The organism is Phaeobacter sp. CECT 5382, from assembly GCF_001457775.1.
Classification (GTDB): domain Bacteria; phylum Pseudomonadota; class Alphaproteobacteria; order Rhodobacterales; family Rhodobacteraceae; genus Pseudophaeobacter.
This window is the reverse complement of record NZ_CYSG01000004.1, coordinates 241,873-255,562: the sequence shown is the minus strand read 5'-3', so window position 1 is coordinate 255,562 and position 13,690 is coordinate 241,873. Positions and strand designations below refer to the sequence as shown.

The 13,690-nt window shown below is 54.5% G+C and carries 10 protein-coding genes and 1 pseudogene; 8 read left to right on the top strand and 3 right to left on the bottom strand.

Annotated features, from left to right (window positions below):
* Positions 1-137: 137 nt before the first annotated feature.
* Positions 138-2,921, bottom strand: coding sequence for a calcium-binding protein (locus PH5382_RS06610; RefSeq protein WP_058333561.1), 2,784 nt, complete (start codon positions 2,919-2,921; stop codon positions 138-140).
* Between the two features lie 465 nt (positions 2,922-3,386).
* Between PH5382_RS06610 and PH5382_RS06600 the strand changes: the two genes are divergently transcribed.
* The 8 genes and pseudogenes from PH5382_RS06600 to PH5382_RS06565 all read left to right on the top strand — a co-directional run bounded on the left by PH5382_RS06600 (position 3,387) and on the right by PH5382_RS06565 (position 11,817).
* Positions 3,387-4,151 (top strand): class I SAM-dependent methyltransferase, encoded by a 765-nt coding sequence (locus PH5382_RS06600; protein ID WP_058333559.1) that lies wholly within the window; start codon positions 3,387-3,389, stop codon positions 4,149-4,151.
* A gap of 273 nt (positions 4,152-4,424) precedes the next feature.
* Positions 4,425-5,030 (top strand): FkbM family methyltransferase, encoded by a 606-nt coding sequence (locus PH5382_RS06595; RefSeq protein ID WP_058333558.1) that lies wholly within the window; start codon positions 4,425-4,427, stop codon positions 5,028-5,030.
* A 75-nt stretch (positions 5,031-5,105) separates the two neighbouring features.
* Positions 5,106-7,031 carry a glycosyltransferase family 2 protein gene (locus PH5382_RS06590; RefSeq protein WP_058333557.1) on the top strand — a complete coding sequence of 642 codons (1,926 nt, stop codon included), beginning with the start codon at positions 5,106-5,108 and terminating at the stop codon, positions 7,029-7,031.
* 75 nt (positions 7,032-7,106) lie between these two features.
* Positions 7,107-7,838: pseudogene (locus tag PH5382_RS20110) on the top strand (IS3 family transposase); the annotation flags it as partial.
* Positions 7,839-8,469: 631 nt separating this feature from the next.
* Positions 8,470-9,132 (top strand): GntR family transcriptional regulator, encoded by a 663-nt coding sequence (locus PH5382_RS06580; protein WP_058333556.1) that lies wholly within the window; start codon positions 8,470-8,472, stop codon positions 9,130-9,132.
* A gap of 24 nt (positions 9,133-9,156) precedes the next feature.
* The gene (locus PH5382_RS06575) at positions 9,157-10,167 is read left to right on the top strand and encodes an ABC transporter substrate-binding protein (protein WP_058333555.1); all 1,011 of its coding nucleotides are present in this window, start codon (positions 9,157-9,159) and stop codon (positions 10,165-10,167) included.
* Positions 10,168-10,232: 65 nt separating this feature from the next.
* Positions 10,233-11,000 (top strand): ABC transporter ATP-binding protein, encoded by a 768-nt coding sequence (locus tag PH5382_RS06570; protein ID WP_058333554.1) that lies wholly within the window; start codon positions 10,233-10,235, stop codon positions 10,998-11,000.
* Positions 10,993-11,817 (top strand): ABC transporter permease, encoded by an 825-nt coding sequence (locus PH5382_RS06565; RefSeq protein WP_058333553.1) that lies wholly within the window; start codon positions 10,993-10,995, stop codon positions 11,815-11,817. The genes PH5382_RS06570 and PH5382_RS06565 overlap by 8 nt, the downstream gene beginning before the upstream one ends.
* Positions 11,818-11,966: 149 nt before the next feature.
* On the opposite strand, the gene aroB is transcribed toward PH5382_RS06565, so the two are convergent.
* Both aroB and PH5382_RS06555 read right to left on the bottom strand, forming a co-directional pair.
* Positions 11,967-13,088, bottom strand: coding sequence for a 3-dehydroquinate synthase (aroB, locus tag PH5382_RS06560; RefSeq protein ID WP_058333552.1), 1,122 nt, complete (start codon positions 13,086-13,088; stop codon positions 11,967-11,969).
* Positions 13,089-13,093: 5 nt separating this feature from the next.
* Complete coding sequence (locus PH5382_RS06555) at positions 13,094-13,681, bottom strand: shikimate kinase (protein ID WP_058333551.1); 588 nt, start codon at positions 13,679-13,681, stop codon at positions 13,094-13,096.
* Between the last annotated feature and the right edge of the window lie 9 nt (positions 13,682-13,690).

Below are 13,690 nucleotides of genomic sequence, written 5' to 3'. Positions count from 1 at the left end.
CCTATACGACTGTCCGCGCCATGCCCGTAATTTGGTGGCGGCATGGCGCATCGACTTTGACCACCACCGCCGCCTTTTCTTACATCGCGGGCCTGACACCAGCAGAGAACGCCAATCAGTCAAAACCAATCAGAAGTCTAGACGAAGAGAATATCGCCATCCAGCCCGACTGTAGAGGACACGCCAACAAGCGTAAACTCAGTACCGCCGCCGAAATCGAACACGACATCAGCTCCGGATACAGCGGCGTATGTACTCACCACTTGGTTCGCGGTCAGTCCGCCGCCCCACAGATTCTGATCCAACGCAAGTGTGTCGGTTCCCGAAAGAAAATCGTTTACTGTATCGTTTCCGAAACCGGTATGGAACGCGAAGAAATCCGCTCCAAGGCCACCCGTCAGGTCATCGTCGCCGCCGTCACCCCAGAGCCAATCGCTTCCGTCGCCTCCGTTCATGGTGTCGTTTCCGTCGCCGCCGCCTAATGCGTCGCCACCGTCGTTACCTTCGATATTGTCAGCTCCGGCCAATCCCCAAAGCCTGTCATCGTCAGCGCCCCCCCAGAGCCAATCTTCACCGTCACCACCGTTGATGGTGTCGTTGCCGACATCGCCACCGAGCCAGTCGTTACCACCGTCCCCGGCGATATAGTCAGACCCAGAGAGGCCCCAGACTTTGTCATCGTTGGCACCGCCCGAAAGCCAGTCGCCGTCCTCGCCACCATTGATGGTGTCGTTGCCTCCCTGCCCCAGAACGGAATCCATCCCTTGGCCTGCCATGATGTTATCGTCGCCATCCAGACCCAAAATTGTGTCGTTGCCTATGAAGCCCGACATCAGATCGGCATTGGGCGTGCCAACCAGGTAATCGTCACCTGCTCCGCCAGAGGAGGGGTAGGCCGACTGAGTCGACGTGAAGAAGCTCTCGGCACCGAGAGGCTCTGTCACTCCGTTGAGGGTGACGATGAGTTTCCCATCGACAGAGATCTCGAGATTTCCGCCAACGCTCTCCTGTCCGATATTGGTCGACGCCATCGCGGTATCGAGTTCGATGTTGTCCGCTCCAACGCCGATGAGCCCGACCACGTCTTGACCAGCAGTGAAGTCGAGGACCGTGCTGGAATTGAAGGTTGCTCCGGGATATCCGCCATAAGACACAACGAACAAGTCATTCCCTGCGCCGCCGGTGAAAGTGTTGCCGCCCTGGCCGACAAGATAGTCGCCAGAGGCAGAGCCAGTAATTGCAAGGTTTTCATCAGTGACCGTCAACTTATCATAGCTCATGATCAGCTCTGTATTATACAGAGTCGCCGGTTTGGTATCGCCCTTTACGTAGAATGCAGCATCAAAATTCCCTGTCATGCTCAAACCCTCGTCGGCGCTGCCAACGTTGTTTTGGTAGCCAGCACTGATCGACAGCGGCGACACTGTGGTTTCCCAATCGAGCAGATTGATCACGGTCAGGGTGTCTTCTCCAACCTCATACTTATGATCGGAATTTGTGTATGGGGGGGACTGGCTCGGGTCATTGGGAATGACAACGCTTGGCAGGTCCTGACCGTATTTATCAGGCTGCAAACGCCAACGTGGCCCCATAGTGTACCCTCCTGAACCATCGGGGATGGCAGTGAAGGGCTCACGATCCAATGTCGTGTAGTAGGCGTTGGTATAGCCTTCCAAGAGATCTGGTGACGCGGCACCGATATCAGCCAGCAAGGTCCCGTCAATCTCGTCTGGGATCGCGGTATCCAGCAAAACGGTTCCGGCGGGATAGAACGTGCCATCGCCAGCATAATAGTCGTCTGTCGACACCAAGTTGCCGGAAACTGCGTCCACTGTGAACGAGGGCAGAACGCCGATCGCCGCTTCGTTTTCGAAGTTTTCGGGTCGTATCTGATCGTTCGGATTGTTGGTAATCGTATGCGTTGTCGCCAATTCTGCAGAGGTGACCTGATAAAGAGGAAGCAACCCGGTGGATGGATCAACCTGCGACCAATCATCGGGCAGCGGAATCTCCACCTCAATGCGAATATCATTGGGTCTTTTGATGGTGTTGCCCCAGCGATAAAGCAGCTTTCCGTCGTCTTTCACGGTCACGGAATAGTCGTCACCATAGGCGATGTCTTGGGTGACCGAGCTTTCGTTGGGTTCCATGAGGTCAACGATCCCGGCATCTCCGCCATAGCCATTGAGACCCTGGTCGATAATGTCCCAGGTGCCATCCTCGCCGATATCGACAGCCGAAACCTCGAACCCATCGATAGTCACCGTCCCCGTCTGGTAAGTTTCGGCGACGCCATCCCGGTCGAAATCCATAGACAGCCCTGTCGTAGGCGTGCCGAGCTCCTTGTCCTCAAAGGATTCTTCCAGGGCTTCGGTCATCTCGTAGACGTAAAAGTCGTTAAGCGGTCCGGCCACTCCACCTTCGAAGTCAACCAAGCGCAGGTCGTCATCCAATTGGTAAAGGGCATCAGGATCTTCGGGAAACTTCTGGTCGGACAAAACCGCTTGCATGACCGAGTAATGTTCGGTCGAGGCCTTGACCGTGTTTCCGCCCAAACCGGACAACCAGGTTCCCAGCACAGCCGGTGTCTTTAACGTATCCGTGGGAGCGTTGGAAACGACGATACCAACCTGTTCGCCTCCGTCTCCCTTCAAATCGCCTGCCCAACCTTCGGTGTAGCTGCCATCGATTTCCTTCTCTTCACCACCGACGAAGTCGGTAACGTGGAAACCGAACTCACTGTCAATCGGGAAAAGTTCCATGCCTTCCTTCGTGACCTCAGGGTCAGCAGCCCAATCGATGAACGATGGATTGTCCGCAACGGAGGTCCCGTCGAAAGTGCCAACAATGTCTGAAGTGCTGAAGGTATGGGTTACAGAGTAGTCGGGGACTGCATTTTGAACGACATCAGGATCACTCATTGTCTTTCCTCCATCTGGAACATGTGGGCAAAGGCCTCATGCAGAAAAGTTGAAATGGGCAGACAGGCCGATGCATCGTCGTATGGATCGCCTCTTGCACAACTGGCACTTTTTTGAACCTGTCCAGTCGGAGAGGCTTTGATTTGAGTCAAAAGATATTCAAAAAGCTTAATGCACCCGAGAAGGGCCTTGATCTTCACGACAGACCTTGGTCTTCACGACAGAGGCTGATCCACAGCTGGCGACGCCAATGTGATCAGTTTGGTTTTCTTATCAAAGGACCACTTTGGTGGAAGGCTAAGACAATTGTGCTGGATTTCATGACTACCCCCTTTGGCTCAAAATCCTTTAGGTCGGTCGAACGAAGTTGTTAATGTCAGTGTAGATGTGGCATGAAACTCACGATTTTCATGAAGCTTGAGCTTTTCGGATCTCACCCAAACTTTCAGGAAAGAAACAGTACCAATGACAAACAACGTACTTCCCAAGATGGGCACGGATGCATGGGACAGCCGCGCCGATAGTGAAGTCAATTTTTGGCGCAATTGGGTGGCAACAAAGGGGGGGAGATGGCCCGAAGACTTTCTACACCGAACAGATCGAGAGACACCTCTCATCGAAGCGGTAGATAGCCAGCTGGAAGACATGAAACTGGACCCGTCCACCGCTGCCGAAATACTGGACATAGGCTCCGGCCCTCTGAGCCTATTGGGATACAGCAGCCCCAATCGAGCTATCAACCTGACCCTCGTTGATCCGCTGGCTGACGCCTACAATGAGATTTTGGAAAGCAACGGTATCATCGACATTCCACGACCTCAGAAAGGATATTTTGAAACGGCTTTGGGCCAATTGGGGGAAAACCGCTTTGATGTTGTCTGGTGTCGCAATGCGCTCGACCATTCTATTGATCCGTTGCTAGGGCTCTACAATCTGATCGCGATGTGTCGGCACGGCGGGCGCTTGATACTGAGCTTTCATCCGAACGAAGCGGATGGAGGAAACTATGGTGGGCTTCATCAATGGAACCTGAACAAACAAGATGATAAGATTGTCTTGTCGCAAAAAGGTCTGAAAGTTGATCTCACCCCCCTGTTCTCACAACAAGAAATTCTGTCTGTTTCACAACATAATCATACGGAACAGGACAAAGGAGATGTGACGATCACACTCAAAAAAAATTGCGACCCAAACCTATCGCAAGCCATGATGTGGGCATCGGCATCTTAGTCATCGGATCAAGTGCCGCGAACGAATGCACTAGAGTGGCTATCCGCGCTTCCAGTGGCAAGTGTTAATTTGTTTGCTTACTGGTGCGGGATTGCGTCGCAGCTTCAATTGAAGGCCTTCGTTCTAAAGTATTCATTGTTATCCCTGCAGATCAGCTGATCCTGGTTGGAGCGCAGGCATAAGACAACAAGGTAGTAAATTTTGACCGCATTCTCTCTATCTGGCTTGAAGCTTACGCTTCCCGACGCTCTGTTGACCGAGCCAATTCAAAACATGATCGATAATGGCTGGTATGAGATCGAAGAAATGCGGGCTCTGAACCGACATTTACGCACTGAAGACAGGTTCTTGGAAATCGGGGGCGGCATGGGGTTCATTGCGGCGCTGAGCGCCCGTAAGGTCAGCCCTGAGCGTGTCACGACCGTCGAGGCCAACCCAGACATGATACCGGTTATCAAAAAGAACCTGGCGGATAACGGTTTTGAGGCAGCAGAGGTCATTCATGCGGTTGTGGTACCTGAAGTCAAGGACCAGACAGCGCAGTTCTTTCTTCCCCGGTCGTTCTGGGCGGCGTCGGTAACCGCTGATGGCATGGAGGAGGCCCATCGCGAGGTCACTGTGCCCGCGATTTCTCTGGCCGATTTACTAGAAGAAAAACAGCCTACGGTGCTAATGGTAGATGCAGAGGGCGCCGAAACTAATTTTTTCACCACCAAACTGCCGGAAGTTTTGCGCCAGATCATTTTGGAACTTCACCCTGACAAGTACCCAGCCAGTTCGATACAAAAGATTTTTCGAAGGCTTGATCAGAATGGTTTCGTGTATCAGCCTAACGGATCTCAAGGCGCGGTCGTTTGCTTTGAGCGGATTTCGCAATGAAGTGTGCGCCGCATTGCGGAGATGAGCCCAAAACCTCGATACTGAGCGGAAATCCCTTTAGAAAGAAATGATAGTATGGAATATCCAAAGATCGCAATGACGCTCTTGGTCAGGGATGAAGAGGAGATCATGGAAGACAACCTCTGGTTCCATCATGCGCAGGGGATCGACACCTTTCTTATTACCGACAATTTATCAACGGACCGAACCGCAGAAATCATCAAGAGTTTGTCCAGAGAGCTGGATATCGAATACTTCTATCAGGTGGAAGATGACTACAATCAGCACAAATGGGTTACAGACATGGCACGGCGAGCAAGCCAAAGCCATGCGGCTGATTGGGTAATCAACAACGATGCGGATGAATTTTGGAAAGCCGGAAGCGGCACGATCAAAACGTTTCTCTCCAAGATCCCTCAAGAAGTCGGCGTTCTGAATCTGCATAGGTACAACGCGATCTTGACGTCTGGCCGAGGAAATTCAGGGAATGCAACGGCACATCAACAAACAACTGAAATATTCGAATGCACCAGCCTGAATAGCTTTGGTCAACCACTTCCAACAAAATGCATTCATCGTGCCAGCGACTACGTCATTGTCGAACAGGGAAACCATAGCGTCGCGGGCGTAGCTGGGGAACGGCTCGACATCGAAGAAGACCTGATCATTCTACATTATCCGCATCGAACTCTGGATCAATACAAGCACAAGATCTCAGTTGGCGGTGCCGCATATGCCGTAAACACGGAATTGCCAGTCACGACCGGTGCAACCTGGCGCGATCAATATCGAAAGCTTCAAACCGAAGGTTTGGGCGCCTTCTGGAAAGATCTAGCACTATCAAAACAAGATATTGTTTTTGGTTTGAGAGCAGAGACTCTGTTTCGCGATTCCACTGTTGTGGACACGCTTCAATCCTTCAAAGACCGGTCGAAAGACCGGAATTTACATGATGCGCTCAAGCGGCTCGAACAGAAAAGTCAGCCTCTCATCAAAGAGGTTGGCAAAACTCTGGCGGGAAATATCTCTCGTGTCCCCAAAGAAATTCGGCCAACACGCCCCCTGTACTACAATCTCGAGTTTTGCGTCAGCGGCCCAGAACGCCAATTGGAAGAGATTTCTGACCTTCAGGATTCCAAAAGCGCTGCGGATCTTTGCAAAGATTTTGCCAAGCTGCGCGACATGTACTCACTCTTTCCTAAAAACGTCCACCTGAAGCGGTTTCTTGGCGATGTGCTGGAAATAGAATTCCCTGAGGCGGTTGCCCGGCTACGCACCGACTGCAAAGACAAGATTGTCATTCTTCACACAAGTTGTGAATCACGCATTCGCTATGCTAAGCAGTCCATCGCCTCCTTTTCAGAATGGGATAAGAAGCATCACCATATCCTGCTGATTGGGGAAGATCAGGTTCGCCACGAGAACGATACGGTACTGTCCTTGAACTACGACGATCAGACACTGATCGTGCCAGTCCCTGACAACTATGAAAGCCTCCACCGGAAGGTCTTTTACGCTCTGACACTGCTCGATCTTGTAGCCAACCCGGCATTTGTGTTGAAGCTGGATGACGACCTCTTCTTGGCTGATGGACCGGAACTCTCGGTCTTGATGGACGATCTTGAAGCGCAGAACGTCCACTATGCCGGAAAACGGGTCGGTACATCTCATCACAAGAACCAATGGCACGGCTGGCATCTCTCGAAATGCGAAGACCCGGTCATAGAACAACGAGGTTATCAATTTCCTCTTCCCCGGGAATATGCGGCTGGTGGATATGGATATGTGCTGGGTCGCAAGGGGCTGGAAGCTTGTTCCTACATGTATTTGGCTATGAAAGAGTTCTTTGCGATGAGAACTATAGGATTGGAAGATGTCTATATTGGCCACGCCATTTATGCAGAAAACCTGAAACTCTACGATATCTCCAGGGAAGAGAACCTTTTGGCGATGCCGGGCCTGACCTTTCGCCATTTAAACAATCAAGAAGACTTTGACTAAGAAACATCAAAACTGAGGTGCCCCTAGATTTGTAGACGCTTTGCTTGGTATTTTTGGAACCAAGGAGAGGAGGATATGAACAAGGGAATACGGTTTACAGACGAGTTCAAACAGGACGCAGTGGCGCAGGTTGTTGAGCGTGGGTATGCAGACAGTGAAATGGCTGATCGACTAGGGATCAGCACCAAGTCGCTGTACACGTGGAAGGCGCAGTTTGCGAAGTCGCCACGTGTCAGGTCAGAGGTTGCGGAACAGGCTGCCGAGATTGATAAGGCTGTTTCTTAGGAAGGCGACCGCGTACTTCGCGCGCGGTTCTCAGTGAAGTACGCGGTCATAGAGGCTCACCGTGCGGAGTTTTCGGTACGGTCGATGTGTCGGGTGCTGGCTGTGCATTTCAGCGGTTTCTATGCATGGCTTAAAGAACCGCTAAGCCCGCGTGCGCTTGAAGATGCGCGTCAGACGGAGCTGATCCACTAAGCATGGAAAGAGAGCGGAAAGGTCTATGGCTATCGGAAGCTGACCGATGATCTACGCGATGCAGGCGAAATCTGTTCAGAGAACCGTTTGACACGTCTGGCCAGTCTTGCAGGCATCGCCGCACAGATCGGTTATAAACGTCGTCCAGGCCGCTATGGCGGCAAACCAGCCATCGTTGCAGATAATATGCTGGACCGGCAATTCGGTGTTGATGATCCCGACCTCGTTTGGGTGACAGACACTACATACATCAGGTCTCATGAAGGCTGGTCATATCTGGCTGTCGTAATCGACTTTTTCTCAAGACGCGTTGTAGGGTGGTCCATGCAGCTTCTATCACGAGTTGGACTTGGTCACACTGGACGATCTTGTACGCGGAAATTGCGGCTTGCTGGATTTATTGGCCATTCAGCCTGACACGTCCGGTGGATGTTCGGTGCGTCCGTTCGAGGCCTAGAGCCGGACAAGCGTCGGCGTATAATGGCTTTGTCGAAAAAACCAATCCTTGGTACCCCCCTCAGACAAACGCGCCTCGCCCGCCTTGGAAGTTTGCGGCATCGAACAATCAAATCCTCACCAGGCTTCCAGCTTTCCCAGGCTTCCAGCTTTCTAAGGGCGCGACTTTGTGTATCCGAGGTCTGAAGCACCTGAATAGGCCGGTAAAACTCATCAACTGAGCGGCCTGTGGTCATCGGATAATAAATCGTTGCACGCAACATGGCTCCTGGGTCGATGATGAACGTCGCGCGCACCGTTTGACCGCGTTGAATTTAACCGCGGTGAATTGGCCCTGCCAAGAGCGCCACGTGTCCGCCGCCGCCCTGCTCTCTTAGACTTTCCCCTTGGCCGTTTCACCTTGCCCGGAAGAAATGACCCGTGGAAGTTACCGGTAGAAAATCAGGTTGACGGACTGTGCAATATCCACAACAAATGTCCAACATTTTCGAAAATATGGTACAAGATGTTATTCTCTCGCAAAACGACCGAAGATGACACAGTGGTCGAGATGCTTGCATCCGCTCTGAGACGCGACATCTCCTTTGGGGTTCTGCGTCCTGATGAAAAGCTCAAGATCGAAGCCCTGCGCCAACGCTATGGGGGATCAAACCATTCGATGCGTGAAACCCTGCGCACCTTGGTCGCCGAAGGCATGGTCGAGGCAATCACTCAGCGTGGGTTTCGTGTGACCTCGGCAACCCAGGATGACCTGCATGATATTTTTCTGATGCGGGTCGAGATCGAAAGAATTGCCCTGGCCCGTGCCATCGCGCGCGGCAACGTCGATTGGGAGGCCGCAGTGATCGCAGAAGAGCATCGGCTGGCAAGGTTTGACGCAAAGGTGCAGGCCGAGCCGGATGATGTGACAGCACTGGAATGGGACGAGGCCTGTAGGTCCTTCTCGGCCACCTTGATCAGCGCCTGTGGCTCCCCCCGCCTGATCGACACGGCGGCGCGGTTTCACAACCAGTCCCGCCGTTTTCGGCTGGCATCCCTGCGCGAAGGGCGGATTGATTTCGCCGCACGCGCGACACGGCAAGCAGCACTCAGGACTGCGATTGTAGAGCGAGACGAAACCGATGCCCTGCAGGTGCTTGAGGAGAGTATTAGGGCAGATTTAGCTTAAACCAAAGATCCGTGGGAGGAAAACATGGTTCATTTCAACAGACGACAGACACTGACACTTATGGGCGCTGCGGCCGCATCCGGGCTGGCTGCCCCGGCCCTGGCTATGAACAAAAAGATCAAGGTCGGTGCGCTGCGCTTTACATCCCATTCCGGCAGTTTCATTGCTCAGGAACGAGGGTATTTTGCCGATGCCGGGCTGGACGTGGAATTCGAATTCTTCCAGGCCGCCCAACCAATGGCGATTGCCATAGCTTCGGGCGATATCGACTACGCCGTCACTGCCGTCTCTGGCGGTCTGATCAGCCTCGCCCAGAAAGGCGCGATCAAGGTGATCGGTGGTGCTCTCTCCGAAGAAAAGGGGATCGACGGTCAGAAGTATCTGATCTCGGACGCGTCCTATCAGGCGGGTATCAAAACAGCCAAGGATCTGGACGGGAAAAGATTCGCCGTCACCCAGGCCGGATCATCCTTTCACTACATGGGGGCCAAACTGGCCGCCGCCGAAGGCATCGACCTCCAGTTCACACCGCTGCAAAAGGTCGGCGCCATCATTGGTGCAATGAAATCAGGCCAAGTTGATGCCTGGTCAATCGTGCCGCATATCGCCAAACCACTGGCTGCAGCCGGAGCTTGGCACATGATCGCCAATGTCTCTGACTATATCCCCGACTATCAGGTCACGACTGTATTCACCTCCTCCGGCAATGCCGCAAACGAGCGTGGCATGACCGAGAGCTTCCTGAACGGGTTTTCTAGAGGCGTAGATGACTATGCCGCCGCAATGATCGACAAGACCGCCGACCAAGACGCGATGGTCGATCTCATCCACAAATATGTCTATGCGGATCGCCCCCGTGAAAAGGCGGCGAAGTCTATCATCAATGGCACCATGCGCCTGAACACCGGAGCTGCCCTCAACCTGGCCTCGATTCAGGATCAGTTGGGCTGGTTCCAGTCCGAAGGTCTGGTTGATGCAGACATCGCGCTCGACCATCTGGTGGATGCGTCCTACGTCGACACCATTCCCGCCTAGGTCCTCACATCTGGCGGTGGACCGTCTGACGCGATCCGCCGCCGACCACAACACACGAGACACGCATGGACATTCGTCTGGACCGCATCAGCCATTCATATGGCCGCTCCGAAATTTTGCGCGATATCTCTCTGGATGTGCCATCTGGTCAGATTGTCTGTCTGGTTGGGCCATCTGGCTGCGGGAAATCCACGCTTTTGCGCTTTCTGGGCGGGCTGGAGCGCCCCTCTGCCGGGCGTGTTCTGCAATTGGGCACCCGGCCACGGGGCTGTCTCAATCCGCTAACCTATGTGTTTCAGGATTTTGCGCTTTTGCCCTGGCGAACAGTGCGTGGGAATATCTCGCTGGTTCTTGAAGATCACGGTGTCAAAGGTGCTGCCGCAGACGCCATCATCGAGGATGTCCTGAGCCGCACCAAACTCTCTGATTTTGCCGAGGCACTGCCAAAGCAGTTGTCGGGCGGGATGAAGCAACGGGTTGCCATTGCGCGCGCGCTGGCAGTGCGCCCTGCCGTTATGCTGATGGACGAGCCGCTGTCGGCGCTGGACAGCCAAACCCGCGAATTGCTGATGGATGATCTGGTCGCGCTCTGGACCCGGCAGCCTTTCACAGCCGTATATGTCACCCATAATCTAGCCGAAGCCGTCCGGCTGGGGCACAAGATTGTGGTCCTGTCGCGGCGTCCGGGCCAGATCCGCCAGATCGTGGATATCGAAAAGCCTCTGTCTGAACGCAGCTATGGCGACGCAGATCTCGAAGCGATCCAAAAACATCTGTGGGAGTTGATGCGCGAAGAAGCCCGCGCCGCCGACGAGGAATTGCTTGATGTCTGATACCCCTTCTCTCCCCACGTCGCCACTGAAAGAGCCTCTGGAAGTGCGCTTTCGCGGCGGCGGTTTTGCCCCGACCAGCCATCGCTGGATTGGTATGGCAGTGTTTGTGGTCCTGATTTTGGTGACCGAATGGGGCACGCGCACGGGTTGGATCTCACCTTTGTCGCTGCCCCAGCCCTCAGATGTTCTGGCTACATTTGGTGAGTTGTGGCGTTCGGGACAGTTGTTCAAACATCTCGTCCCGTCTTTGACACGATTTGTTGTTGGGGCCCTCATCGGCGTCAGCCTCGGGATCATTGTCGGTGTTCAGATCGGGCTGTTTTCCTATATCCGCTCTGGGATGGTTCCTTTGGTGGCGGCCATCTTCCCCATTCCAAAGATCGCCTTACTGCCGCTCTTTGTCATTTGGTTTGGCATTGGCGAGGGGTCAAAATATGCCCTGATCGCCTTTGGCACCTTTACCCCGACTGTTGTCGCCACCTATGGTGCCGTGGATAACGTGGACCGCTCGCTCATCCGGATGGGGCAAAGCTTTGGCCTGTCGTGGTTTTCCATTGTGCGCAAGATCGTGCTCCCTGGGGCCATGCCCGGCATTTTATCCGGGTTGCGGATCTCTTTGGCCATTGCGATCATCCTTTTGGTCGCCGCCGAAATGCTCGGGGCGCAATATGGTATTGGCGCCTATATTCTGGAAGCCGGGTCTTTGTATGATCTGGAGCGGCTGTTTGCCGGGGTTGTCATGCTGTCCTTGCTTGGGATTCTGACCTCGGGGGCGATTGGCCTGATCGAACGACGCCTGCTTGGCTGGCGCATCTAGCCCGTTCCGCCTAGCTCGTCCTGTCTAACCAGTCCTATCGGGCGGCTGGCTAGTGCCCACCGTGGCGGGGCAAACCTCTGAAGGTGAAAAAAGCCCGACGGCACACAGGGCTTTCGGGCTTTTCTTCTATTTGACTGCGCAGAAAAGCGCTAAGCAATTTGGCAGTCGGCCAAGCCATCCTGCAACACGGCCAAAACTGCTTCCTTGGGGACATCTGCAGTCACAAAGGCCTCACCGATGCCACGTGCAAGAATGAAACGCAACTGGCCATCGACGACCTTCTTGTCCTGCCCCATCAGTGCCAAAAGGGCTTCGGCATCGGGCAATGTCCCGCCGATATCGCTAAGATCCGTTTTCATCCCCATGGCTTTCAGATGCGCACGCACCCGGCTGGGGTCTTCCTGGCTGCACAGTCCCAGACGAGCCGACAGTTCAAAGGCCAGCGCGCAACCGATTGCCACGCCTTCGCCATGGAACAGGCGATCAGAATAGCCGGTTGCGGCCTCCAGCGCGTGACAAAAAGTATGTCCAAGGTTCAACAGCGCGCGATCGCCCTGCTCGGTCTCGTCGCGCACCACGATATCGGCCTTCATCTGTACAGAGCGCGCCACAGCTTCGACCCGTACCGCCATATCGCCTGCGGCCAATGCCGCGCCGTTGTCTTCGAGCCAGGCAAAGAAATCAGCGTCACCCAGCATGCCGTATTTCACCACCTCACCGTACCCGGCCAGAAAATCCCGCGCTGTCAGGGTTCCCAGAACCTCGGTATCTGCCAGCACAAGGCTGGGCTGATGAAAGGCACCGATCAGGTTCTTGCCCTGCGGGGCATTGATGCCGGTCTTGCCGCCAACAGAGCTGTCCACCTGCGCCAGCAGCGACGTCGGGATCTGGATGAAGCGAACACCGCGACGCAGCACCGAGGCGGCAAACCCGGCAAGATCGCCAATCACTCCGCCGCCAAAGGCGATCACCACATCATTTCGTTCGACCTTGGCCTCCAACAGCCATTCCACCGCGCGGCTGAACTGCGGCCAGCTCTTGGTTGCCTCTCCCGGCGGCAGCGCCAGGGCCTGCATTTCGATCCCCGAAGCCGCCAGACCGGCGCGCAATGTGTCCAGATGCAGATCGGCTACTGTTTCATCGGTCAGCACGGCAACTCGCGGACGTTTCAGAAAAGGCGCGATGCGCGCGCCGACCTCTTGCAACAGACCCGGCCCAATCACCACATCATAGGCACGCCCTTCCAGGGCCACATGCACCTTGCGTTCCATCTTTGTCAAAACTCCAAAACATCCGGGCGGGTCCGTAGCGCATCCAGCACCCGGTCCACCATTTCCTCAATCGAGGCCTGACCATCCGACACCACCGTCAAATCCGCCTTGGCATAAAGCGGCACCCGCGCGCGATACAGATCGGCCAGTGTGGCATGCGGATCCGCCGTCTGCAGCAAGGGACGGGTATCGCGATGGCGCACCCGATTCCACAGTACATCCAGATCAGCTTGCAGCCAGACCGACGCCCCGTTGCGGGTGATTGTCTCGCGGTTTTCTTCTGCCAGAAAGGCACCGCCCCCTGTTGACAGCACGCCGCATTCTTCGGTCAGCAGGCGCGCGATGACCTGGCGTTCTTTCAGGCGGAAAAACGGCTCGCCATCACGGGCAAAGATTTCCGGGATTGTCATATTGGCAGCGGTTTCGATTTCGTGATCGCTATCCAGAAACGGAACCTTCAGGCGGGCAGCCAGCGCACGGCCCACTGCAGTTTTACCTGCGCCCATCATCCCCACCATGACAATGGTCTTTTTCAGCCGTCCTGGCTGCAGTTCAGGGGCGCGGGCCTCAGTAATTTGCTCTTTTTCGCTCATTCTTCAGTG